Raw genomic sequence first — 21,916 nt, 5'->3', positions numbered from 1 at the left:
TACGAAGATGTATAGCAAATGAATGATTTTTCTTTAAATCATGATTGCCGCATGCATTCATCCGAAGCAAAAGTGCCATCATTTGCTTTTTTGGCAATCAGCAAAGTAATTTAATATGATGAGACATTGCGTGGAAGCGATTGAGCGAAAGCATCTGGCTGAGACTCTTTTCGCCAAGGTCGGCGAGGCAAGGTGGTTTGCAATTCTGGCCTATATGGCTGAATCATTTCGTGCAGCAGGTGCGCTGGTTGTGCGATATGGCGAACTTCCTTTGGATACCGGCGCAACAGTTGGTGGTGCACTGGGCGTGTACAAGAGTATCGGAAAAAAATGAGAGCCGATATTGTCAGCATCGGCGCCAGCACTCGTCGATTGGCCTATCAAGTAGGAATCCGCAACCATCCCGAAGGCATCATCACACCAGTAATGGATGGTTCTAGGCGACTGAAATGACCTCTTTTTACCCTGTTATCAACTTTGTATAAACACTGACGTGAGGCGTCTCGTGTTTAGTTGACAGCAGCACCTGAAGGGCCTAGTACTTGCAGAATTTTTTCAATTCCGGCAGTTTTTGACAAGTGGTCATTAAATCCGGCATCTAATGCCGCCGCTCGGTCTTTAGGTAAAGCATACGCGGTCAGTGCTACAAGTTTTAGGTGCGCGTACTGAGGATGTGCACGGAGCGCTATCGCGAACTTGTAGCCGTCCATTTCTGGCATACAGATGTCGGAGAGGCATACGTCCGGTTGAAATACTTCCAAACACGATAGTGCCGCAGCGGCACTTTCATGGAAGAGAGTGATGTAACCTAAGGCGCTTAGTAATTCGCAAAGAATTTCGCCCGCGTCAATGTTATCGTCGACGATTAAGACCCTTATTGGACGCTGGCCAGTGAGTCCAGTTGGAGTAGGTTCGTTTTGCATCTTGCGTCCTTGTCGTTCATTGATATGCTCTGAACGACGACTCGCGTCTTTCTAAAGCAGATTGTAACTCGCTTTGTTAGTTCTTGGTTTCCTGTTTGAGTTCTGCGTACTGAGTACATTTTTAAGACGAAATTTCTTTGAAGGGCATGGGGAGGTGGTCTTAAATAATAGTTATAATAATTCTTACCGTTTATTCAATTTTTAATATTTTACTGGGCTTGAGTTGGGCTTTTTCGCCTCTTCGTCATAGGTTTCGGGCGTTGTCGCTTAGTTCGCCGCTGAGTACTCTTTCAGCAATTCTGCAAACTGCTTGCGCCCCGTTGAGCCGAGCCATGTCCACATCTTCTCAACCTGGCCTTGATGGGCTGAGTAGTAGCTTTGATTCACAGCCAGCCAAATGTGGTCTACAAACAAGGGGTTCTGCATTCGGACGATGCTTCTGCCGTACCTTTTTGCGACATAGCTGTCCATATCTTCAGGGAAGACGACGGATACGGCGAATCCGTCAATGCGATTTAGCCTTAGTTTTTCCAGATTTCTAGAGATGTCCATAGCGCCACTGTCGACCTGTAATCCTACTTTCTCCATTCGTGTTTTGTAACTGGAGCCCAACGTGATACCGAGTCTACGTTGCTTAAAATACGTTATCGGACGAGTGTTGGCTGGTATTTGGTCGGATGCTCTGACATAGACGACAATACGTTGAGGAAGGCCACGGGTGATATCCAGTTCGTGGTTCTTGTCGCGAGGGAATTCGATGCCTGAAACATGCTCTGAACTTGAGTCCATCGGAGCAAAGTCAACCTCTCCTGATGCAAGTGCTGCTCGGATACGCAATACCGGAATCCGCTTCAATTTGACCGCGCATTTTACGCTTGCCGCGACTCGCTGAACTAACTCGACTGAGGCGCCAGGCCGTTCGGGCACCGCTGTCCCTACGCCAAGCCAGTATGGAGGTCTTTCTTGGTCGAGGTACCCGAAGGAAATCGGCTCGCAGCCTTCTACGGCACCACTTTGCGTCGCAGCTAGGAGGAGTGCAATTTTTAGGTAAAGGCGATACATTTTTTGAGCATGTATTAGGCTAGATGTCACATATTTCGTAGATTTGTTAAATCTAAAGTACTCGTTGCCAGATGTCGATTTTTCGGAGCTGCTCAGCTTCGATTCGCTCGAGGAGTAGCCAAATCGGTGTCGACTTTACCTCGTGCCCCTTTGCTTCTCCTTCAGGTTTTGCAGCCGACCTTTAGTATTCACTTACCTCGGTTAGGCAGCTTGGTAGCATCAGCTAGTGCGTGTTCGGTTGGTAAAAATCCAGGCGCAAGCCGCGAATTGCCCAGTTCTGTTCCGCAATCACTTTAGCCACCATCTTCAAGGCTTCGTCTTTCGAACCGTCTCCTTGAATATCTAACACCACGTAGTCATCTTTTAGCGTCGTTTCCACGTCCCAAATTCTCCCGGCGCGCAGGGCAAACATTCCATCTAGAGTGTCATATGCGTGGACGAGTCGCTTGGTCGTTAGTTTTTCGCCCATGGTATCTATATCAATATGCTTCAGGAAGACTGTGTAGTTCATTTTTTTTCAGCAGAATGTCGGTTTAAGTATATATTTTCTCAGGAAACGCAACAATTGACAGCCGAGTCTTTCCTCTTTTCCAGTGCTATTTTGGAAGCTCTCGTTTAATCATCCAGGTTCCACGCGGAGCAAACAGCTTTTCACTCTGAAAAGACCCAACGTTCTTGTTGTCGACCATTTCAGAGATTACTTTTACATCGAATGAATGCTTCTTGTGCTCCAGTGCTCTAATGGCCAAGTCAAATGCAACGCGCGCCTGTAGTACTGGATTGTTCGACGGAGCGGCCTCAATGAGACCTGCCGCTATCATGTCTACTACTGGTTCGTTGGCATGTTCGCGCTGGGGAGATGCCCCCACTAGAGAGTAATGGTTTTTCTTACTTGAAAATCCCAATCAATGCCTTGCCGACAAGTGCAAGCAGACTTCCTGAGTCTGACCCCAGAGGTCTCGCTAACCAATAGCAACCTTCGAGGCCCATTGCATCTAGCTTTCTTAGAGCTAGCTATTAATTTTAGTCAGATAAAAATTTCAAAATAACAACAATATTTTCGCTACCACGGTATCAATTTAATGATTTATTAAGTTGCAATTTGGTAATTTATCTGCGAATTCAGCTTCATTGAGCTCTGTGTGCCGCGTGCGAAACACATCATTAACGAGGAGAAATTAATTTGAATGACCATAAAGATGTATCGCCGCCTGATATTTGGTCCACTTGGCTAATGCACACTCGGCATGGAGGCGATTCGGCAGCGGCGCAAGTCATGCTTGAGGAAACGGAATGCTTTGCTGACCGCGTATTGAGTGCTGTAGATGTGAAACCAGGCATGACGCTATTAGATGTCGGCACTGGCGACGGCTTAGTGGCGTTTCGTGCTATTGGTCGTGTAGGTCCAACGTTGAAGGTTATTCTTACTGATATCTCTAAACCGTTGCTTACACATACGCAAAATATTGCATTTGTGAAAGGTTTTGAGAGTCAATGCGTGTTTCATGAGTGTCCAGCGGACAAGTTGACAAGCGTTGGCGATTCCTCCGTCGACATTATAGTTACGCGCGCGGTATTGGCATATGTCTCTGATAAAGCGGCCGCGTTCAGTGAGTTTTTCCGAGTGCTAAAGCCAGGTGGCGTAATTTCGCTTTGTGAGCCCATCATGCGTGACGAAGCGCTTGGCATTTATATGATGAAAAAATTAGTCGAAGAAGACTCGTTGGCTAGTAAGGACAGATTCCTCGAAATGCAATGCCGAATCATGGCTGCCCAGTATCCAAGTACATTAGAGGCTATCTCGCAAAATCCTACAACCAACTTCACAGAGCGAGACCTAATTCACTTCGCGCGAGGTGCTGGTTTTTCAGACGTACACATGGAGTTGCACATAGACTCAAAACCGACGCGCCAGACTAATTGGGAAACATTTCTTGGAAGCTCTCCGCATCCGATGGCTCCTACTGTTACGCAAATAGTAACTGAGCACTTATCAGAAAATGAGCGTGAATATTTCCAGGAAAAATTCCGACCGATAGTTGAGGCTGGTAGCTCGATAAGCACCACGCGTAACGCGTATCTGACGGCGCGAAGAGCTACTTAAATCGACGCGTTATGTTAGGCGCCCTCAAAAGTCGTATGAGCAGGAGGGATAGCGGCGTCGGAAATGGTGTACGTCCCGATGAGAATAACGCCAGTCAAGGGGGAAGGGTGGGGGAGCCCTAACGAGGGTCATCTAAGACAAAGGTTATCAGCGATTCTAGGGCTCTCTTTCGACCAACCATAGGTGGCAAATAACTATCGTAACTTAGTTCCCACGTGATAAAATTTTCTTGCGGAAACATTGCCGTGGAGATTTTTATCGGGGGCGACTTGAACAAAAAGCTGATTACCGAAGCCGTAAAGACTGTGAACAACCTTAGCAAGGACATTGGGGGGAACTTGCTTTCTGGACAGGAAATGCGTGTGGTGGAATACCTGCAAATTCAGCGCTCAATATTGGATGCATTGGAAGACAAGCTAGCCGCCGCTGGCGACTTCAAAGCTGAGCAGAGTCTGGAAAAAGCGTTGAAAGCGGTTTCCGGAAAGATGGATGCGATGACCCCGTTCAATCCAGCAATAGCTGCGGAATCCCTCCAGTCCTGGGACGAACGTGGCGTGAGCTTGCCTTCCTTGGTAGACCGTCAACAGGCTTAACTGAAGCTCACTTAAAGCCCGCTCGCTTAGCAGGCTTTTTTTTATTCTATCAACATGTAAAGAAGTGCTAGTGCGACTCAAACACACGATGTAAGGGATGGTCATCACTAGCAAGGTCCGGAAACAACCTGGGCTGTTATGGCAAGTGGAGGGGCGAAATGAAGTGCATAGGCCGAGGTATCTGTACCGGTTGCTCTAGCCGCTGGCGCAGTTGTCGGGCTTGGTACGCTCGCGTATAGTTTGTGGGACGAGTATTTCTAAATAAAAAACCACCCCTCGCGGGGTGGCTAAATCGATTCGACTCACGCTGGCGATGACTCTTCAGCTTCGCTAGCAGCTACTTGCTTCGTTATTTTTGCCGCTTCGAATGCAATGATAAGAAGCGTCCCCGTGGGCTTGCCCTCACGCGAAAGATAGAAGTCGGCTTTCAGTTTTCCCGTGACCTTAACAAAGTCCCCTTTCAGTAGGCCAGGGTCCTCGTTCTTCATGATGCGGCAGGTGTACCAGGTTGGCGAATCATCTTTGCCACGTTGGCTCTCACACATCCGAAACTCGTAATATCCTTTACCGCTTACTTTGCCAACTTTACGTTCTGGCGCCGTGGCGACGTTACCAAATGACTGCATAGTGATGTCCTTTTTCTAGAAAAAGAGGCAGCGAAAACTGCGCTCCAATTCGTATAGCAACTTTCAGAATCGGGATTGATTGTCAGATTTAGAGGGGACTTTCATACACGCCTGCTCCATCGTTCTGTATATTGGAGGTGGATGAGATTGGGCGAACATTGAGCGGTTTTTTTGAGAATTCAGGAGTGTTGAATGCACCTGTCTAACAAGCTGGCTCTTCAGGATGTTATCGCAGAGGGCCTCGCAATCAACTTAACTCACGGAACAGCTCGAGCGTGGGTTTATTTGTCGTACCACCGTATTCCTCGCGATAAGGTAGCGACGCTGCTGGGCGACGCGGCACGGCAGATAGCTTCAGATGTACGAGCTTCCGTAAGCGTGAAGTTGGGCTAGCAGGAAGATTAGTCGGTTGATGAAGGAGAGCAGCCGTCCGCTTTAGGTTTTTTGCGCCGCTCAGGCTGGGCGATGGATGGAAACTCACCCATGTACGAACATGCGGCTAACAGCCTGAGTACTGACAGCATTTCTGTAAAAGGAATTTCAGCCGCTGCCGTCAGTGCTTTTTCAGAAGTTGGCAAGTATGTCGAAAATTTCCCTTCAATGTGCAATTCGCGCACTTCTCTTATTTGCAGTTCCATCACTATCGACTCAGGGCTCGAAGTACGTGCAACGGTCTCACAATCGATTTCCAAAACCATTTCGACATGACCTTGCGCTCGCGAAAAGAAAACATTGGCGGACTTCATAAATGCCCTTTCGGATAATTCGTTCTTGAAGTTGGCGGGAAGGCGGTGGCCTCGCATCGAGCAGCTAGAAGGATGCAACTAGGGTGACCATACCAGATTTCAGCTCCGTTGACCTGGTGTCCATTGTGGTCACTGGAAGCTTGTCTGCTTGCCCCATGTTGCACTAGTGTTGGCCAGCTTTCAGGTTTGGAAAGCCTCTTGGGCATGATTTGCTCAGGTCATAGATAGGTCCTTATGGAGCATAACGATTTATTTATGGACACAGTCGCATATTGAAGGGGGCCATAGTTGCGACTTTATGTCGTATAGCGCGTATCTATGATGCTTACCAGCAGAAGGGCAGTCCTTGGGAAGCTTGCAATCGAATCCATACGAAAACTGGAAGCCCGAGATTTGTTGCTGTTTGGTCTGTGTAATAGACACTAAGGCAGCTGCATGATAAGTTTTAGGATAGAAATCTATTTGCTAAAGGGTAGCCGATGCATTCCATACCTGGCATGACTGAAGCCGATTCGCTGAACTCGACAAAATTGTTGAGTGAAGTCCACGATAGCGCGGTGCTTGCTGGTGAGCTTCTCCTCAACAGCTGTCTCTTGATGAAGCGCGTAATAGAAATCGGTGCGGCAGGGCGTGGTGTCGGCCTTCAGATAAAGGAAGCTGTTACGTCGCTCAAGCGATACTTGGAGCTGGAGGCGTCTGCGCAGCCAGTTGATAGGACCGTTACCGATATGTTGGTTTCTGCGGTTTCCGTCGCGCGTCGAACTGCCCGGCAGGCCGCAAATTCTGAGCTCGAAATTAGGAAACTGATTGGTGGTGAGCGGAGTCCGAAATCTTACTATTTTGGGGCTGCGGAAGCGTCAGCCACTACGCTTACAAATATCGAAGAGAGTCTCTCTAAAATGGTTGTACAGTTGTGCGTAGCCTCTGCTGCGAATATGCCTAACTCAAACGAGATGGCGCAAGTCTTGGTAGATGTTCGGTCCATGTTGGAATTGGCGCGTGGTAACACGGTCACGGCTTTAGAGGCACTTTCCGCAGTTGAGCAGCTTCACTACCAAACCATAAAATTTGTTCGTTCAGTTGAACGAGCTAACATGCCCTTTTAGCCTTACCGGTTGACTATCTGGTTTGCCGCCAGAACTTAACCTTCCCTTCGGAAGTCGCTCATACGTAGCTCTGGTACTTTGACGTGGATGCGAAACCTAATACTGCTTGCGCGTCGATGATGCCTACATTCGTTTCCGACAGTAGCGGATTTTTGCGAGGGAAGTGACCTAGCGCGCCGTCAGCGTCAGCATGTCGATGTCATTTGAGTGACAAGCGGATTCAATGACGTATAGCTTCACCTTAACGGCCTTCATGCATTGTGCCGGTTGTCAAACCCTTGTCACAAAGGGGTGTTACTCTTTCCGACTGCCCACCATAACGAGTGCAGCTAACTCGGGGTTCTAAATTCCCAGCCATGAAAAGAACGTATGTACAAGTGCATATGTAAGCGCTGTGGCCATCGCGTGAATCGCCTATTTATACCGCCTATACAGATAGGCGCGCGCGAGGTGTTCGTGTGCCCTACATGTGGCCACAAAACAAGCCTACCCGGTTTTTCCAGCTTAGGCCTTCACGTCCTTATCGCGGGTAAATGCTTAATTCCCTTATTCGCGACAGCTGCCCGCAAATGGTCAAAGGCGGGACCGCAGTCCGGTCCTAGTCCTGCATCGAAGAAATTCATACAGGCTGCAAAGGTCGCGTTTGAGCGAGTACGGCGTCAGTATGGTCGACAAAAAAAGACCTCTAAATTACGTCGAAGCACCGCATTTGTTCAAAGTCGCGTGATGGTGTTCCGGATGCGTCTGAAGCCATCTTGATGGCGCTTAGCTTGCCCCCACACTTAGCCCATTCTGCGGAGGATTTAAGTGCTAAGAGTGCGTCCATAAACGAATGCATGCCTCTGGATATCACATATATCCAAACTCGTGAACAGCAGTGTTCCCTCGCCATCTGGGTCATCAAGCCTGCCAGTGATAAAGCGTCCATCCTTCACAACCAGGTTGGTAATCAACCTACCGTCGCGTAACTCGACACTGACTAAATGGCGTCCATTGCACATCTCGACGCCGAGCTTCGGGGTTAGGTAGTACGGGATTTCAATTTTGGCCATATCATGCCTCAGAATTTCCTATGCAAGCACTTTCGAAAAGCTTCTAGGAGTGGGCCGAACACTGCGTCGTAAACGATGACGCAGTCTATGACAGGAAACGCTTTTTTTTGAGAGAGTGAACAATGCTGTCAAGTCCCATAAAAAAACTGCCTCGGTTGGGAGGCAGTAAATCCATCGAGAGTTGAACCAAGACACATTGGTAATCGTATCTCTTCCACGTTACTGGCTAATGACATCAATTTGAGAGCTTCGTTGAGCTACTGATTGCGGATGTAATGCTGGCACATAGTGAGTAACCGCTCCAGGCTAGCGCTATCTGGCCGAGTATTTAATAGCTCAACCACCTGTTCGATTTGAATTCGACTCGGAACTATTTCGATGGGGCTGTGCTCCATCCAACCTACTAAAAGTGGCGCTAATATTTCTACCGGTAAAGACAGCACTTCCTTTCGCGTCGGTACCTTGGTGTGGTACTCATATCGCTTACGATGCAAGTTTGCCCACTTTTTTGCTGCTTCAATATTTGCAGAGGGCACCCCGAACAGTTCTTGGTCGTCGTTCATTCCAGTCTTTTTTCTTAAATAATCTTTTTAGAATACCATCGAATCCGCTCTGTGGATTTTGCCGGGAACGCTTAGGTCTAATGGAAAAATGGCGAGCCTTGGGCCCGCCATAAAAATCATCCTAACTAGTGCTTTCGTTGCCGTGCCAAATACAGCAAATATGCTCTCATACCAGCTTCAAAAAAATCGCACCCATGAGCCTGTGCTCCGCGAACGGTGCAGTAGACTCCTTTACCATTTTCAGTAACTTCAAATGACGGATTGTGCTTCTGTAGAAACAGCAGCGCTGTTACCTGCTGTTCAAAGATGCTCATCACCTTGAACTCTATCGCATCGTTAAAAACGACTGCCTGACCACTGTTGAGAACGGATGCCAAGGGACCTGGCTCTTCGTTGATTATTAATGGGAACGCTGCTTTTAAAAATGTATTGCGAAGCATGTCGCCTTCAAGTCCTAAAATGTATTCTTCCTTCATGTGTCCTCATCCACGTTGCGTAGGACATTCCTACAAGCCGTATAGGCACTACCAAGTGCGTTGTAACTGGGCCTCAGAGATTCGGCACCTTCCAAGCTCTTGAGTGGCTATGTCTTTTTCTGGAAAAGAAGCAGCAAAAGCTGCGCCCATATTCGTATAGAAACTTAGCGAGAGCTACTTTTCTCCGTCAACTTAAGTGGGAAGATTGGGGAGCAAGGTACCCAAGTCCCAAAGCATGCAGGCCGCCGGTATGGAAGGTGATTCCCTTGAAACCACCCTAGAGATTCTGGCTCTGTCCCTTTGACGTGCTTGTAATTGGTTAGGTTCGTGGGCAGCATCTGAAGAATTATGTGACCTACGCAAAAGTCGGCCTGGCCAGTCGGCGTGTCCCCAGCACGATGGACTTCGAATGTATCGTTGCCAATGAAAAGCACTCTAAAATTTTGGGCGCTCTCAGTCAGCACTTCATCCTTCGTCGTCTTTACAACTTCCATTAGTCTCGTGCGAATACGTCGTAGATACGCTGGGTTTGTTGTGTGAACAGAGACACGCTTCAAGCGGGATTCTTCTTTAGGTATTTGGTGAATTTTTGCGAGCGAAGGAATTACTTCCCCCACCTTTCTAACAAGACCAACCAAGCGGGCAATCCGCGCAGAACCACGCATGCTCGCATCAATTTCGAACCAGGTGATTCCATCATCTTCAGTTGCGATTGCGTCGGGGAGCAAGGAGACTTTGTCTGTCGTCACCTCGCTAATTTTTTCCGACTCGTTGTGGTTAACACTGCTCATCGCTTTCATTGGGACCGGAGTCACTTCAAGCAAACCGCGATTCTGGTGGTTTGTGACATCGCCTTTACCTGCGCTGAGTTCCCGCATGATGTCTCGCTCAGAGAACGCTTGTAAGCCTCTGGAAAAGCAAGTGAGCACAACGAAGTTAATCCATAGGGTGTGAGTCGGATTCGTCAACGCAGCAGCTCGGCGGGCGGACCCGATAGCATCTAAGTCGTAGAGCCTGAGATGTCTGGCACCGGCGTCAGTCATTGCGTAGAAGGTCTGCTTATGTTCGCTCAGGTATTTCAATACATATTTGCGCTCAAGGAGATTATTTATAGCTCGCCACGCCGCTTGTTGTGCTGGATTGAACGCACGCTCGGAAAAGCAGTGGGCTGCGATATCTATAGTGCGTACGAAACGAAAACGGTTGAAGCAAAATAGTGCTTCCAGTTCGATTTGCTCGTGCAATTTCATTGGATGAATACGTTCAGTTATTCCTCTTGGTACTGCTCGGCGCCTCACGTCAATGCGTCCTTCGTTCGAGCGAGCTGTCTGTCGTGTTTTCGTTGTGGGTGATGTGTCGCTAATCGCCGAGGGCGTAGCGTCTAGTGACACAGAGGCGATTGTCGTCGGCTTGGTTGAGCGGGCAGCGCGGGCGTCCACGTATGAACTGCCTAGTTTGCTGGTGAGTTCGTTCCGCGTTAAATAGTGTTGACCTGTGATGAGGTCCGTTTTCGATGCTATGTGTTTCATCGTGGTTTTTCCGATGTAAATTGTTTTCGAGGGGAGGGGGCCGTCGGAGTGCTTCCGCGCGTTTCCATGTCTTCTCTCGTATAGCAACCGTGAAACCATAGTGTGATAACTAGCACCCTTCACACGCGCCGTATTGTTTGTGCCACCAAGGAATCGATGCACGGCCGGATGCGGGCAGGGAGCAAATGTGTTTCCCCCTTATCCCGCCTTGCACGCTTGCGCGTGCATCATCTGTGTATTCGTCGCGACGTTCACCAAAGAGACTGTGCTTTCGTCCGGCTTCGCCGGGGCGCAACCCCGCCGACGGCCCCTTACTGTTCTCTCTAAGCCACCCTGTTACCTTGGGCTCGTCGGCACGCAGCTGTGTCGTCCCATGCCGTCTCTTCCTGGCTACCCCAAATTGCGAATTCAACTGTCTCTTCGTCGCAATTTGTGGCCCCGCGCCAGCACCTCTCGCACTCGTGCTCGAGTCTATCAATGTCGGTCATGCGCTACTGCGTCGGCGGGGTTGCGCCCCGCCTCAGCCGTACCCAGTCGCGAGCAACTGCCTCCTCGTTGCCGTGATTCGATGAACGTCAGCGACCCATACACGCGGATAACCGACTCACGAAGCACACTCCTGAACGTCGTGCAGCACCGCCTGCTACATCCATCGGGCTGAATGAATTGTGCCATCAGGCCGGGCGTGTCAGTGCTTCGCATGCGTACTAAGCGATGGTGAGGGTATCTCCATCTGCGAGCTTCGGCAGCACAGGTTAGCGTTGCGTAGAGAGCTGAGACAGCAGGTGCTCATCAGAAGTTGCTATACGTTTCTTTAACCTTGGATGGAGACGTGAAATGCAAGTACGAGTTAGAGGAAATGTTGTGTACCTGGTCGTCTCAAAGTACGAGCCGCTGGACAAATTGACGGGAAAAGGCGGTCGAAATATTCCGAAAACGGTCGCGAAATTCAGCGCCGAGCTAACAGAGATGCCCTCAGATTTGCCGGTGACTCTTAATGATGATGACGTGGGAAAAATTATGCGTAAGGCGATAATTCCTGCTCGTGAAAGGGCGGTGCAGCGCATTGAAATGGAAGCTGCCACCCGCGAGGCAGAAGCAATGCATGCCGTCGACCCGAATTGGAGGCTACAGGCAGCGATTGAGTCTTTAGATGACGTCTTGAAGGTCGTTGATGTGGAAGGGCCAAGTCTTGACTTTGGGCGCCTCGCTAACCTTTTTACGCTGTGTACGCAAATAGGGTTAGTTGAAGCCCTACCTACTCCTGGAGTATCGGAGCGTACAGCACAATTAATGATGCTTTTGGCTGAGTCAATTGCTGAGGTTGCACAAAAGATTGAGGCCGAGGGATTCCCTTTGGCCGGTGACGGCAACATAAAGGAAAGCTCGATGTACAAGGCTTGGATGGAGATTGGTGCTGCCAGGCAGGCGCTGCAAACTGCAATGCAAAAAAAGCGTTACGTACAGACTCGTAGCGGCGAGAGCACGAAAGTTGTGAAGTAAAAAGTAAGCTGAGTGTGTCGAGACAGCGGGCTGGGATGAAAGAGGTCGAGCAATTTGCTTGACCTCCTCTTGAATGATTTACATGTGCTAGCCCACACTTGACCTGACACTCCACGTCCGAGTGACGAACGGCGGCACCCGCCCCCCAAGCTGTCATTATCGACAAATCCAATTAGGGTCTGATACGGCTGGCCTCTTAAAAATCTCTTGACTTAGGTTTCCGTGGAAATTAGCATAAAAATGTTTCTATGAGAACCTAATTATGAGAAAAAATCAAATACCTAAAGCTAGCGCGCTTGAATCTCACATTGGATTCTGGTTGCGCTTTGTATCGAACCAAATCTCAAGCCGTTTTGAAGACATGCTGGCGGAGCACGACATCTCCGTGACAGAGTGGGTAGCGATGCGCTCACTGTATGGCCGAATAGATGCAACCCACGCTGAGCTTATTAGTGCTCTCGGCATGACCAAGGGGGCAGCCTCGAAGGTCATTTCTAAGCTTGAAGCAAAAGGATTGGCCGGGCGACAGCTATCCGAGGGTAGCCAACGAGAACAGGTGCTGAGTTTGACTGAATCCGGACATGTATTGGTGCCGAAGTTGGCGGCCATCGCTGACAAAAACGACGCCCATTTTTTTGGCCACCTGACCGATTCGCAGCGCCAATCTCTTGCTACGCTGATGAAAGAACTGGTTGTCCATCACCAGCTAAAACAAGTCCCCACCCGATAACCACCAACCGAACAGGAAAACACATAATGGAAAACGCTATCGAATCTCTCATCCGGGAGACATTGAACGCGTCGAACCAAGGGAGCATTCACTTTGGCCAAGTTGTCGGAGCTCTTGTTAATGCTGGCGTTGAATCGTACGCCGTTGATTACCGTACTGGCCGAGTGACTTACTACATGCCATGTGGTGAAACTCTCACGCTTGAGCAGGCATCGGCCAATAACGAAATCGCTGTCGAGTTCTCTGGTTTAGCTGTAAAAGAGGCCATTCTCGGAGCTCAGCGTGGTGAAGTTATGTATCCTCAATTCAAACAACTATCGCAGGCAGCAGGTTGTGTCGGCTACTCGGTCTGGCTTGCAGGTCGACACGTCACCTATCACGGGCGAAAAGGCGAAGCACACGTCGAGTGTTTTCCCGATTAATTGAAACGTACTTCAGATTCCTGCCGTGCCCCTGAATCCGTCCTACTTCCGCGTTTCTGGGCTCTCGACCTTGTGTGAGAATTCGTAAGTTTTCCTAGTAAGTGAGCTGTTGTCCTGAACCCTGTTGGCCGCGTTCGACCAGAAGCCGACGCTGAAAAAATTTGAGGAATTGCCCCATGACGGTGCGCGAATATACTGAATCGGACTTCCCAGTTGTATGCAGCATATACCTCGATGCAAAGCACGACGAGCTGCAATTCGAGAGCGGCGAGTTTCATATCGTTCCGTTGACCCAGGATGCAGCAATTTTGGCCGCATTCAAAGAATCGGCTGTCGTGGTTTTTTAAGAAAAAGAAGTCTTGGGGTTCGCGGCCTTATATGGAAATCAATTGCGCGCCATGTTCGTTCGGAGAGATGCTCGAGGAAAAGGTGTGGGCCAAGCTCTGCTGGATGCCGCGCGCTCGGAGAACACGGAATTGGTTCTTAACGTTGCAAAATCAAACGTTGGGGCTATAAGGTTTTATGCCCGCAACGGATTTGTGGCTACTGGGGAGAATAGCCGGATGTACCGTGAAACTTCGGTGACGTACATTCAGATGAAGCCCACTTCACTTGCCGCGAATACGCGGCTGTAGTCGGCCAAAACCCGACAGTCACAACATGTACCTGGGAGCCATAAGGTGGTGGTAACTTGTTGTGCGACCGTTGTAGTTGGTAAGTGTTCGGTGTAATTGTGCACGCATTGACACGGCGTATCAAAGATGGATATTCTGGACTGGCAATTTGCCGAGTTTTCCAACAGTAGCTCTTACACGAAAGGGTGTTCAAATGGATGCGCAGCAACTGATTTCGGAATTTCTGTCGTCTGACCATGGTGCACAAGCTACTCAGGCACTAGCGGCTCAAGGTATCAATGCGGACGACGCTCAGCAAATGCTAAGCCAAGCGGTTGATGTGACGCATGCCCACGTTCAGGAGCAATCCGAAGCCTCGGGAGAGGAACATACTGGCCGAAATTTTTTTGCTGGTTTTGCGGCCGGACTTGTTCGTGGCGATGGTTTCTTCAAATCGTTGCTTGATGGCGGCGAGGGCATTCTGACTGGCAAGGTGACTTCGGCCTTGGCCGAGCGTATGGGTATTGACCCAGGCACTGCCTCTACCGTTGCGGCCGCAGCCACGCCGTATATCGCAGCATTCCTCAAAGAAAAGCTTGCCTGATTAGGCCTCGCTTATGTCAGCATCGCTTTGCGATGCTGACATCTCATCCTTTATTTCGTGCAGGCTTTTCCGTGGTCTGCGTAGAAGCCTTTGGTTTTAGCATCCGCTTCGCTCATGTACTCGCCGCTCTTGGTCTTCCCGTACCAGCGGTCGCCCTTGCAGTGATATACCTTCGTTGAAGAGTTGACCCATATGCGTCAAAATTTCTTGAGGGCGATTTCAAGTCCAGGTCAACGCATTTACCCAAGTGTGGGTTGGTCTTATTAATGGATATCGATAAATTTAAGCAGGTCAACGATACCTATGGACATGCTGTTGGTGACCAAGTCCTTCAGGTGACCGCAGCAAGATTATCAGCGCTTTTTCGCAACGACGATATCGTCGCTCGTTGGGGCAGTGAGGAATTTTTGGCACTTCTCCCTACCACCGAAATTAGTGATGCTAGCAGCATTGCTGCGCGAGTTCTTGATGCCGTTTCGGCCGCTCCCATCGTTATCGATAACCTCACCTTACATGTGACTATTTCGATTGGAGTCTGTAGCATGAAATTGGAGCTCAAGGACAGAGGTATGAGCTGGCAAGAGGTCGTCCATATTGCCGACCAATCTTTGTATCTTGCTAAACGGAACGGTCGAAACAAGGCGTACGGAATTGTCGATGCATTGAGTGTAACGTCAGCTGAAATGGCGCATGGCCTCCGTACAAACCACAACGAAGGTAAAGTGAAATTACTTGAGGTATTCGGTAGCGCACTGGCAACGCCATCAACGCTACAGTGAATCTGGCAGGTGGCTGCTGGAGGCCGGAACAGGCCAAAACCAGACGCTGTCTATTTATCGTTGAGCGCTATCGAGGAGCTACGTATGATGCGTGTCATCACTTCTATGTTGTGTGTGGGCGATTTCGGGCCCAAGGTTATGGCAGATTCGTCGCGCCGTGTTGTGTCGAGTGTGGCGTTCTGCTTGATGTTGGCTGCGTGTGGCGCCCTTCCAAACGCCGTCACGGAGGTGCGAATCGTTGCCGAACCTGGAGCCAACCAGAACACCGCAACCGCCATCGACATCGTCTTTGCCTACAGCACAACAGCCACCGTCATGCTGCCGAAAAGCGGGCCGGAGTGGTTCGCCAATAAGGAAGAGTTTATTAATGGGCTGGCGACCGATGTCGACGTGGTGGCACTACAGCTACCGCCGTCGATGGTACTCGATGTGGAACTACCGGCTCGGCACAAAAACGCCATTGCTGTTTACAGCTATGTCAACTACATCGGCCAAGGTGGCCAGGTGCCGTTCAATCTGACGCCGTATCGCCGCATAACTATCAACCTCAAGCCGCAAATCGTTACCTACGTTCCGGCAGAATGAGGCGCTTCTACGTTTAGGTACAATCGACGGTGACCGGCCACAAACGTATCGGCACACCAGGATTTTTAGAAAGGCCTGTAGCAGGCCATAAACACTTACATCAGGCGAGTTGGACTTGGCTTAGTGCATTTTTGAACGCGGTATTGCTGAAGCTTCAGCGTTTCTGTTGCAGCTCGGTTTCGCAGAAATTAGCTCACAGGAATACCTATGCAGTTGGCCTCGCATCAATTTCTAGGTACAAGGACAGCCTTTTCTTCAATGGCGTCCATAACGTTATCGACGCAATGTAGTGCAAGCTTTGCGCTCCTGAGGCAGTATTCAACATACATTGGTCTATAAGGTTAGAAGTGCTACCCATATGAAAAAATGGCTTTTTCTACTGCTTCTACTTTCAATTTTTGGCTCTCCTAGAGCAGAGGGTGAGCAAAAGGCTCTTGTACTTCTGACCTATGAATACCCCCCGCTTATGGAGCAGGATTCTGAACTAAGCGGACACTCTGGGTATGCGATAGAAATTGTCGAAGAGGCATTCCGGCGAATAAAAGTACCAATTAGCGTGCAGTTTTATCCGTTAGCGCGAGCGTTGGCAATGCTGAGCGCCCAGAAAGCTGATGGTCTATTTACCCTCAAGAAAAATAAGGAACGAGAGGTTAAATTTCTGTTCTCTTCACAAGAGATTCTGACCCAAGATTATGTGATATTTGTTCGAAATGATTTTGATTTCCGATTCACTGGTGACATCCGGGAATTGGCTGGCCTCTCAATTGGCATTCTTAACAAAGCCTATTATGGGCCGGAGCTTGAGCAAGCACTTGAAAATCGAATGTTCAAACGAGTGGAAATTGCCAATAGTCATGAAAAAAATTTCATTAAATTGCTAGGTAACCGAATGGACGCTGTTATTTGCAGCCGCGTCGTAGGCATGGCCATACTTAAGAAGCTGAATGCCAGTCACTTAGCGAGGATTACAGGGCCCGCAGTCCATAAAGCCCCCAGTTATGTGATGTTTAACCAACAGACTGTGTCGCACGAACTTGTTCAAAAATTCGATTCGGCACTCATCTCAATGCATCAGGACGGTACATTCGCAAAAATAGAACGGAAATACCTTCATTCGCGGTAGTAGCTTCGGTGAATCGTGCCGGATTTGAGGGGGACCCCTGCATTTGAAAAAATGAAGTCACCATGAAGAAATCAGCCTAACATCACGCCAAAGTGAAGGAGGTTGGCGCGCTCATTCTGTTGATACAGGAACTGACCATTCAACTCGTTTGTAAGGAGCAGCATGATTCACCGTGAACGGCTCACCGCAACAATTGAAGGCGACTTTGTCGTTTTCCTCATCGGCATGCGTCTTAATCAGCCCTGGAAGGTACACAAATGGTGGCCAGTTGCCGCCGCTATGCCACGCATGATTAGCGAGCTACAGCGCCAGCCCGAATTGGGTTTGCTGCATGCTGAGATGTGGTTTTCAAGGACGCTTATCATGGTTCAGTACTGGCGTTCGATGGACCAATTGATGGCCTATGCCACTAACAAGCAGGCGGTTCATCTACCTGCTTGGAAGGCGTTTAATCAGTCCGTCGGTACTGATGGAACAGTTGGCATCTGGCACGAAACCTACGCCGTAGCTGCTGGGGCGCATGAGAGTGTATATGTCAACATGCCTGCTTTTGGGCTGGGCCGTGCCGGTAGTCTGGAAGCGGCGACTGGGCGCAAGCAATCAGCGGCGGACCGGCTCGGGCGGAGCCACAAAGACTGAGTGGCGCAACTGGCAGCGTCCTATGAGGGGCGACTTCGTTCGAGGTGACAAGCATAGAGACTTTCGCATGAGCAGGATGCTATCTTGACCGCAGTCGGCCGCGTTCAGCCAATGGCGGCTGGTTTATTTTAAGGTATCGAAAGATGGTTGATTATTGGGATATAGCCGGTCGCCTCGTCATTGCGTTGCTGCTCGGCTGCGTTATCGGGATAGAGCGAAATTTACATGGAAAGCCAACCGGTATGAAGACGCTGGGTTTGGTTGCTCTTGGTTCAGCCTTGGTCACCATGGCGAGCATGGAATTTGCTCCGCTCGATGGCCAGTATAGCCACGATGCGTTGAGCCGTGCGATTCAGGGGGTAATCACCGGGATTGGTTTTCTTGGAGCAGGCGTAATTGTTTTTAATAATGAGTCGTCGAAAGTTAGGGGCCTCACAACAGCTGCCTCTATTTGGGTGACGGCTGGCATCGGCATTGTGTGTGGAATGGGCGCATGGCGAGTAGCAGGCATAGGCTTGATTTTTGTGATGCTGCTGTTCTTTCTGGGCCATCCACTTGAGCGTATGCTACATCGGCGATGGCTGGGGAAAAGTGAGAAAGAGCGTGCAGAAATTGATTTGCACGAAGAATAGCGAATTGTGAGCTGTTCGAGCACCGCCAAGAGTGGCCCTTGGTCTCGAAATAGCAGATAAGGAAACCATGAGTGAGCAGTTTGTAATTCGAGCTGTAGAAAAGAAAGATTTAGCAGGATGGACTCCGCTTTGGGATGGCTACAACGCCTTCTACGGGAGGTCGGGAGAGACAGCTCTGGCGCCCGAAATTACCCAAATGACTTGGTCTCGCTTCTTCGATACCTATGAGCCAGTGCATGCAATGGTCGCGGAGTGTTCTGGAAAGCTGCTGGGGCTAGTCCATTTCCTCTATCACAGAAGCACCACGCGCATTGCACCGACATGCTACCTACAGGATTTATTCACCGCCGATGAGGCTAGGGGCCTGGGTGTAGGGAGAGCGCTTATCAATGCGGTATACGAACAGGCTAGAGCAGCTGGAGTCTCTCGGGTTTACTGGCAAACGCACGAGACCAATGTCACCGCTATGCGGTTGTATGACAAGGTCGCTGAAAAGCCCGGATTTGTCATTTATCACAAATTGCTGTGACATGGTCAATTAGGCTAAATTTGGCCAAGAGTAGTCTATTTTTACCGAAGGTAATATTGTGAAGAAAATCGATTTGCTTAAAGCTTTGGAACAGTACGATGATGACCAGGTCATTCTTGTTGAAGCCTATGACGGCGGTTTCGATGAGCCCTTGCTGTATGTCTCAGCAGTGCGGGGGCGTAGAGGTCAAGAGTTCGTGAGCGCAACCAGCTCGGAGTATTTATTCGACCTTACGAACGTTGGTTTTGGTGCTGTGATACTGGGGACCACAGCTGGCCTTATTCGATTAGGCTGATAAGTGCGTTGTAGCATATTGGAATCGTAGCCGTAACTGGCCGGAAACGGGCTACATTGCACTGAAAGACAGGATAAAAATGAGGCTTAAGAAGTTTATCGCAGGCGGCATTGGCAGTGGTGCTGGGACAATCATCTGGGAGTGCTACAACAAGAGTTGGGCGGGAGTGGATTGGTTCAAGGTCGGTTTCATAACTCTGTTCACGATTTTGGTAGCTGCGTTTTTTCTATCTGGTCAACAAACCCAAAGCCGTATGAGTGACGCTAGCAGCCATTGCCTACGGTGACGTCTTGTTAAGGGTGCTGCATTGACAGGTGGAGATGTGCTTGGTGCATGCATCGCCCTTGTCGGTATGATGATTGCGCAGTCCTAGATGGTCTTAATGAGAAACATAATGCTATTCAATGACACTAACTAAGCTGAACAAGATTAAGTCGGTTATGGCGCCGGAAGCGCCCCCAAAAGGAACTCCTCTTGAAGTGTTGCTTGCCTTTCTCAAGCTTGGGCTGACTTCTTTTGGTGGCCCGGTAGCTCATCTCGGATATTTTCGCTCTGAATTCGTCTTGCGCCGTAAATGGCTCGACGACAATAGCTATTCGGATTTAGTGGCTTTGTGTCAGTTCCTGCCGGGGCCCGCGAGTAGTCAGGTAGGTATGGTCTTGGGGCTTGGACGTGCAGGCTGGCTCGGTGCGTTGGCGGCTTGGATAGGCTTTACTTTACCATCAGCCATTGCGCTGATACTGTTTGCGTTTGGTGTGACTACCTGTACTGGATTGGCGCAATCCGGAGTGGTGCATGGATTGAAGGTTATGGCGGTCGCCGTGGTGGCGCAAGCTGTATGGGGGATGTCTAAAACGCTCTGCCCGGACCGTTTACGTGGTGGTATCGCAATCTGCGCGGCCCTGCTTGTACTGACTTTATCGTCAGTGTTCAGTTCGATTGTAGCGCTTGTGCTCGGCGGGTTGGTCGGATGGCGCCTACTGAGGCTTGAACATCTGTCGATATTGGAGCATCGTGACTACGGTGTGAGTCGAATAACTGGTGCAGTGCTTTTGTCCCTGTTTTGTTTGCTGTTGCTTGGGTTGCCGATACTGGCTACTTTTTCCGATTCCAAGACTATTTCGGCCATTTCGCATTTCTATCAGACCGGCGCGCTGGTTTTCGGCGGTGGACATGTCGTTCTGCCGTTGTTGCAAGCGAATGTCGTTCCGAACGCCTGGATTAGCAACGATACCTTCCTGGCCGGTTACGGCGCAGCACAAGCGGTACCAGGCCCCCTGTTCACGTTCGCTGCATTCCTTGGTGCTGCGATGGCCTCGCCTTTTGGTGGATGGGTAGGAGGCATTACTCTGCTGTTGGCCATCTTTCTTCCATCGTTCCTGTTGGTTGCCGGGGTTTTACCTTATTGGGAAAGTGTGCGTCAGCGGAGCGGAATTCAGCGAGCGATAGGCGGCATCAACGCAGCTGTCGTTGGGGTTCTCGGGGCCGCACTTTATGACCCGACGTGGATGAGTGCCATCCGCTCGAAAGCAGACTTCTGTTTAGCGTTAGGGGCGTTTGGCGCTCTAGTGATTGGCAAGGTCTCGCCAGTAGTAGTGGTCGTTTTTTCTGCTATCGCAGGCATGCTCCTCGGAGCGTGAGAACTGAATCGTGTCTACGCCATACGTTTCAATTTTGGTGGGGTAATTTTACAGTTAGCGTACACCATAAAAAAGGCAGCATCCTCTCAGAAGCTGCCGGTTGTCCAATTCGGAGTATCAAGTCAAATCTGCGCTAGGCCGACTGATAGAAGTATGGCACCGCCATGCTCAAATTCCGACGTTTTTTTAAAACGTGTCCTCTCGAGCACCTTCGCGAGCGCGTTCGAATTTTTTGAACCCGCCATCCGCTTGCCGAACTAAGGCTGCGTGAGTCCCGAAATTTCCAGCGTAGTCGTCAAAATCCATCTCTTCAATGTTGAAGACTGATTGCTCGTCTCGTTCGCGAGCGATACGCAGCTCGCGTCGCTCCGCTATATCTTTTTTAGTGACCTTTTTTGTCGAGCGCGATAGCGCTAAGACCGCATCGAATAACTTGTCCTTTACAGGCGCATTCATGGGCAGCGAATATTCAAACTGCTCGGCCTTGGCATTCCAGTGGCCTAGGCGGGCTAGCTTTTTGAAATGAGTAACAGGCATCAACTCAGATGCTGAAAATCGAAGAGTGGACCTGTCGACCAGAATTTTGCACAGCTTTCCCTGCGCCGCAGAGTCTAGCAAATCTCCGAACTCGCTATCGGTGAGGGCTAAGAATTTTTCTCTATTTTCTTGGCGTTGGCGAACTAGCTCTGTCCGCTTCGCGAGCTCAGCTATGGTCACTTGCTGCATGAAGGCTTGAATACGAGCTTTGGTCTCTTCGTCTAGCCAAGAAAAACGTAGTGTCTTGGCGGTCTCTGTAAAACTTCTTTTTGTAAGTGCCGCTTCTTGAATCATGTCAGCTAACGCGGGCAGCAAATCAAGGACAGAGTCTGGTAGCTCGATATGGAAGGTGTCGGCGCCATCGATAACCACATAGTGCTCATTTATGTTCATGTAAGAGTTCTCTTTTGATGAAGGGTTGCCTTTGCCAAGAGGGAGCTCCTGCTCCGCTCATCGCAAAGTGTCAGCTGTATTGCTGTGATTCGTATACACACCTGCCTTCGA

General features: G+C 49.7%; 26 protein-coding genes and 1 pseudogene. 18 read left to right on the top strand and 9 right to left on the bottom strand.

What is annotated here, in order from left to right; all coding sequences use genetic code 11:
• The first annotated feature begins 130 nt into the window (after nucleotides 1-130).
• Nucleotides 131-334 (top strand): hypothetical protein, encoded by a 204-nt coding sequence (locus GTP46_RS11260; protein WP_161006720.1) that lies wholly within the window; start codon nucleotides 131-133, stop codon nucleotides 332-334.
• A 175-nt stretch (nucleotides 335-509) separates the two neighbouring features.
• Here the strand turns inward: GTP46_RS11260 and GTP46_RS11255 are convergent, their stop codons facing one another.
• From GTP46_RS11255 to GTP46_RS11245, 3 genes are all read right to left on the bottom strand, one after another.
• A complete protein-coding gene (locus GTP46_RS11255; protein WP_161006719.1) occupies nucleotides 510-923 on the bottom strand; it encodes a response regulator in 414 nt (137 codons plus the stop codon).
• A gap of 267 nt (nucleotides 924-1,190) precedes the next feature.
• The gene (locus GTP46_RS11250) at nucleotides 1,191-1,985 is read right to left on the bottom strand and encodes a transporter substrate-binding domain-containing protein (protein WP_161006718.1); all 795 of its coding nucleotides are present in this window, start codon (nucleotides 1,983-1,985) and stop codon (nucleotides 1,191-1,193) included.
• Nucleotides 1,986-2,208: 223 nt separating this feature from the next.
• Nucleotides 2,209-2,496 carry a hypothetical protein gene (locus GTP46_RS11245; RefSeq protein WP_161006717.1) on the bottom strand — a complete coding sequence of 96 codons (288 nt, stop codon included), beginning with the start codon at nucleotides 2,494-2,496 and terminating at the stop codon, nucleotides 2,209-2,211.
• 672 nt (nucleotides 2,497-3,168) lie between these two features.
• Between GTP46_RS11245 and GTP46_RS11240 the strand changes: the two genes are divergently transcribed.
• On the top strand, nucleotides 3,169-4,089 hold the full coding sequence (locus GTP46_RS11240) for a class I SAM-dependent methyltransferase (RefSeq protein WP_161006716.1): 921 nt from the start codon (nucleotides 3,169-3,171) through the stop codon (nucleotides 4,087-4,089).
• Between the two features lie 245 nt (nucleotides 4,090-4,334).
• Nucleotides 4,335-4,682 carry a hypothetical protein gene (locus tag GTP46_RS11235; protein WP_161006715.1) on the top strand — a complete coding sequence of 116 codons (348 nt, stop codon included), beginning with the start codon at nucleotides 4,335-4,337 and terminating at the stop codon, nucleotides 4,680-4,682.
• Nucleotides 4,683-4,984: 302 nt separating this feature from the next.
• Here the strand turns inward: GTP46_RS11235 and GTP46_RS11230 are convergent, their stop codons facing one another.
• Both GTP46_RS11230 and GTP46_RS11225 read right to left on the bottom strand, forming a co-directional pair.
• Nucleotides 4,985-5,308, bottom strand: coding sequence for a single stranded DNA-binding domain-containing protein (locus tag GTP46_RS11230; RefSeq protein WP_161006714.1), 324 nt, complete (start codon nucleotides 5,306-5,308; stop codon nucleotides 4,985-4,987).
• 401 nt (nucleotides 5,309-5,709) lie between these two features.
• Entirely contained in the window at nucleotides 5,710-6,054 is a 345-nt protein-coding gene (locus tag GTP46_RS11225; protein WP_161006713.1) for a hypothetical protein, read from the bottom strand.
• Nucleotides 6,055-6,551: 497 nt separating this feature from the next.
• On the opposite strand from GTP46_RS11225, the gene GTP46_RS11220 reads away from it, so the two are divergent.
• A complete protein-coding gene (locus GTP46_RS11220; protein ID WP_161006712.1) occupies nucleotides 6,552-7,160 on the top strand; it encodes a hypothetical protein in 609 nt (202 codons plus the stop codon).
• Between the two features lie 1,309 nt (nucleotides 7,161-8,469).
• Here the strand turns inward: GTP46_RS11220 and GTP46_RS11215 are convergent.
• From GTP46_RS11215 to GTP46_RS11205, 3 genes are all read right to left on the bottom strand, one after another.
• Entirely contained in the window at nucleotides 8,470-8,775 is a 306-nt protein-coding gene (locus tag GTP46_RS11215) for a hypothetical protein (protein ID WP_161006711.1), read from the bottom strand.
• 125 nt (nucleotides 8,776-8,900) lie between these two features.
• A complete protein-coding gene (locus GTP46_RS11210; protein WP_161006710.1) occupies nucleotides 8,901-9,251 on the bottom strand; it encodes a hypothetical protein in 351 nt (116 codons plus the stop codon).
• A 164-nt stretch (nucleotides 9,252-9,415) separates the two neighbouring features.
• Nucleotides 9,416-10,501, bottom strand: coding sequence for a hypothetical protein (locus GTP46_RS11205; RefSeq protein ID WP_161006709.1), 1,086 nt, complete (start codon nucleotides 10,499-10,501; stop codon nucleotides 9,416-9,418).
• A 1,116-nt stretch (nucleotides 10,502-11,617) separates the two neighbouring features.
• Here GTP46_RS11205 and GTP46_RS11200 point away from each other — a divergent pair.
• From GTP46_RS11200 to chrA, 14 genes and pseudogenes are all read left to right on the top strand, one after another.
• Nucleotides 11,618-12,283, top strand: coding sequence for a hypothetical protein (locus GTP46_RS11200; RefSeq protein WP_161006708.1), 666 nt, complete (start codon nucleotides 11,618-11,620; stop codon nucleotides 12,281-12,283).
• Nucleotides 12,284-12,545: 262 nt separating this feature from the next.
• Nucleotides 12,546-13,013: a MarR family winged helix-turn-helix transcriptional regulator gene (locus GTP46_RS11195; protein ID WP_161006707.1), complete on the top strand. Its 468-nt coding sequence runs from the start codon at nucleotides 12,546-12,548 to the stop codon at nucleotides 13,011-13,013.
• Complete coding sequence (locus GTP46_RS11190; RefSeq protein ID WP_371869644.1) at nucleotides 12,947-13,435, top strand: DUF1398 family protein; 489 nt, start codon at nucleotides 12,947-12,949, stop codon at nucleotides 13,433-13,435. The genes GTP46_RS11195 and GTP46_RS11190 overlap by 67 nt, the downstream gene beginning before the upstream one ends.
• A 176-nt stretch (nucleotides 13,436-13,611) precedes the next feature.
• Nucleotides 13,612-13,782 (top strand): hypothetical protein, encoded by a 171-nt coding sequence (locus GTP46_RS11185; protein WP_161006705.1) that lies wholly within the window; start codon nucleotides 13,612-13,614, stop codon nucleotides 13,780-13,782.
• 12 nt (nucleotides 13,783-13,794) lie between these two features.
• Nucleotides 13,795-14,070: a GNAT family N-acetyltransferase gene (locus GTP46_RS30340; RefSeq protein ID WP_371869632.1), complete on the top strand. Its 276-nt coding sequence runs from the start codon at nucleotides 13,795-13,797 to the stop codon at nucleotides 14,068-14,070.
• A 193-nt stretch (nucleotides 14,071-14,263) separates the two neighbouring features.
• A complete protein-coding gene (locus tag GTP46_RS11175) occupies nucleotides 14,264-14,653 on the top strand; it encodes a hypothetical protein (RefSeq protein ID WP_161006703.1) in 390 nt (129 codons plus the stop codon).
• 236 nt (nucleotides 14,654-14,889) lie between these two features.
• Nucleotides 14,890-15,432: pseudogene (locus tag GTP46_RS11170) on the top strand (GGDEF domain-containing protein); the annotation flags it as partial.
• An 84-nt stretch (nucleotides 15,433-15,516) separates the two neighbouring features.
• Nucleotides 15,517-16,017: a hypothetical protein gene (locus GTP46_RS11165; protein WP_161006701.1), complete on the top strand. Its 501-nt coding sequence runs from the start codon at nucleotides 15,517-15,519 to the stop codon at nucleotides 16,015-16,017.
• Between the two features lie 358 nt (nucleotides 16,018-16,375).
• Nucleotides 16,376-17,140: a substrate-binding periplasmic protein gene (locus GTP46_RS11160; protein ID WP_161006700.1), complete on the top strand. Its 765-nt coding sequence runs from the start codon at nucleotides 16,376-16,378 to the stop codon at nucleotides 17,138-17,140.
• Nucleotides 17,141-17,302: 162 nt separating this feature from the next.
• Entirely contained in the window at nucleotides 17,303-17,779 is a 477-nt protein-coding gene (locus tag GTP46_RS11155) for a DUF4188 domain-containing protein (RefSeq protein ID WP_161006699.1), read from the top strand.
• Nucleotides 17,780-17,922: 143 nt separating this feature from the next.
• A complete protein-coding gene (locus GTP46_RS11150) occupies nucleotides 17,923-18,411 on the top strand; it encodes an MgtC/SapB family protein (RefSeq protein ID WP_161006698.1) in 489 nt (162 codons plus the stop codon).
• A 67-nt stretch (nucleotides 18,412-18,478) separates the two neighbouring features.
• On the top strand, nucleotides 18,479-18,940 hold the full coding sequence (locus GTP46_RS11145) for a GNAT family N-acetyltransferase (RefSeq protein ID WP_161006697.1): 462 nt from the start codon (nucleotides 18,479-18,481) through the stop codon (nucleotides 18,938-18,940).
• 58 nt (nucleotides 18,941-18,998) lie between these two features.
• Nucleotides 18,999-19,235 carry a hypothetical protein gene (locus GTP46_RS11140; RefSeq protein WP_161006696.1) on the top strand — a complete coding sequence of 79 codons (237 nt, stop codon included), beginning with the start codon at nucleotides 18,999-19,001 and terminating at the stop codon, nucleotides 19,233-19,235.
• A 404-nt stretch (nucleotides 19,236-19,639) separates the two neighbouring features.
• Nucleotides 19,640-20,875 (top strand): chromate efflux transporter, encoded by a 1,236-nt coding sequence (gene chrA, locus GTP46_RS11135; protein WP_229258903.1) that lies wholly within the window; start codon nucleotides 19,640-19,642, stop codon nucleotides 20,873-20,875.
• 186 nt (nucleotides 20,876-21,061) lie between these two features.
• Here chrA and GTP46_RS11130 read toward each other — a convergent pair whose 3' ends face one another.
• Complete coding sequence (locus GTP46_RS11130; RefSeq protein WP_161006695.1) at nucleotides 21,062-21,805, bottom strand: hypothetical protein; 744 nt, start codon at nucleotides 21,803-21,805, stop codon at nucleotides 21,062-21,064.
• Nucleotides 21,806-21,916 lie beyond the last annotated feature (111 nt).

It is taken from the genome of Duganella flavida, assembly GCF_009857445.1.
Lineage (GTDB): Bacteria > Pseudomonadota > Gammaproteobacteria > Burkholderiales > Burkholderiaceae_D > Rugamonas > Rugamonas flavida.
Note: the sequence above shows the minus strand (reverse complement) of the source record. Positions and strands in the feature narration are given on the sequence as shown.

What these genes read in the sequence shown, in the direction of transcription:
- GTP46_RS11205 (WP_161006709.1), bottom strand. Translation starts at nt 10,501, where the DNA reads ATGAAATTGCACGAGCAAATCGAACTGGAAGCACTATTTTGCTTCAAC.
- GTP46_RS11250 (WP_161006718.1), bottom strand. Translation starts at nt 1,985, where the DNA reads ATGTATCGCCTTTACCTAAAAATTGCACTCCTCCTAGCTGCGACGCAA.
- GTP46_RS11215 (WP_161006711.1), bottom strand. Translation starts at nt 8,775, where the DNA reads ATGAACGACGACCAAGAACTGTTCGGGGTGCCCTCTGCAAATATTGAA.
- GTP46_RS11255 (WP_161006719.1), bottom strand. Translation starts at nt 923, where the DNA reads ATGCAAAACGAACCTACTCCAACTGGACTCACTGGCCAGCGTCCAATA.
- GTP46_RS11165 (WP_161006701.1), top strand. Translation starts at nt 15,517, where the DNA reads ATGATGCGTGTCATCACTTCTATGTTGTGTGTGGGCGATTTCGGGCCC.
- GTP46_RS11200 (WP_161006708.1), top strand. Translation starts at nt 11,618, where the DNA reads ATGCAAGTACGAGTTAGAGGAAATGTTGTGTACCTGGTCGTCTCAAAG.
- GTP46_RS11175 (WP_161006703.1), top strand. Translation starts at nt 14,264, where the DNA reads ATGGATGCGCAGCAACTGATTTCGGAATTTCTGTCGTCTGACCATGGT.
- GTP46_RS11155 (WP_161006699.1), top strand. Translation starts at nt 17,303, where the DNA reads ATGATTCACCGTGAACGGCTCACCGCAACAATTGAAGGCGACTTTGTC.
- GTP46_RS11195 (WP_161006707.1), top strand. Translation starts at nt 12,546, where the DNA reads ATGAGAAAAAATCAAATACCTAAAGCTAGCGCGCTTGAATCTCACATT.
- GTP46_RS11130 (WP_161006695.1), bottom strand. Translation starts at nt 21,805, where the DNA reads ATGAACATAAATGAGCACTATGTGGTTATCGATGGCGCCGACACCTTC.
- chrA (WP_229258903.1), top strand. Translation starts at nt 19,640, where the DNA reads ATGACACTAACTAAGCTGAACAAGATTAAGTCGGTTATGGCGCCGGAA.
- GTP46_RS11145 (WP_161006697.1), top strand. Translation starts at nt 18,479, where the DNA reads ATGAGTGAGCAGTTTGTAATTCGAGCTGTAGAAAAGAAAGATTTAGCA.
- GTP46_RS11185 (WP_161006705.1), top strand. Translation starts at nt 13,612, where the DNA reads ATGACGGTGCGCGAATATACTGAATCGGACTTCCCAGTTGTATGCAGC.
- GTP46_RS11230 (WP_161006714.1), bottom strand. Translation starts at nt 5,308, where the DNA reads ATGCAGTCATTTGGTAACGTCGCCACGGCGCCAGAACGTAAAGTTGGC.
- GTP46_RS11210 (WP_161006710.1), bottom strand. Translation starts at nt 9,251, where the DNA reads ATGAAGGAAGAATACATTTTAGGACTTGAAGGCGACATGCTTCGCAAT.
- GTP46_RS11245 (WP_161006717.1), bottom strand. Translation starts at nt 2,496, where the DNA reads ATGAACTACACAGTCTTCCTGAAGCATATTGATATAGATACCATGGGC.
- GTP46_RS11220 (WP_161006712.1), top strand. Translation starts at nt 6,552, where the DNA reads ATGACTGAAGCCGATTCGCTGAACTCGACAAAATTGTTGAGTGAAGTC.
- GTP46_RS11225 (WP_161006713.1), bottom strand. Translation starts at nt 6,054, where the DNA reads ATGAAGTCCGCCAATGTTTTCTTTTCGCGAGCGCAAGGTCATGTCGAA.
- GTP46_RS11160 (WP_161006700.1), top strand. Translation starts at nt 16,376, where the DNA reads ATGAAAAAATGGCTTTTTCTACTGCTTCTACTTTCAATTTTTGGCTCT.
- GTP46_RS11150 (WP_161006698.1), top strand. Translation starts at nt 17,923, where the DNA reads ATGGTTGATTATTGGGATATAGCCGGTCGCCTCGTCATTGCGTTGCTG.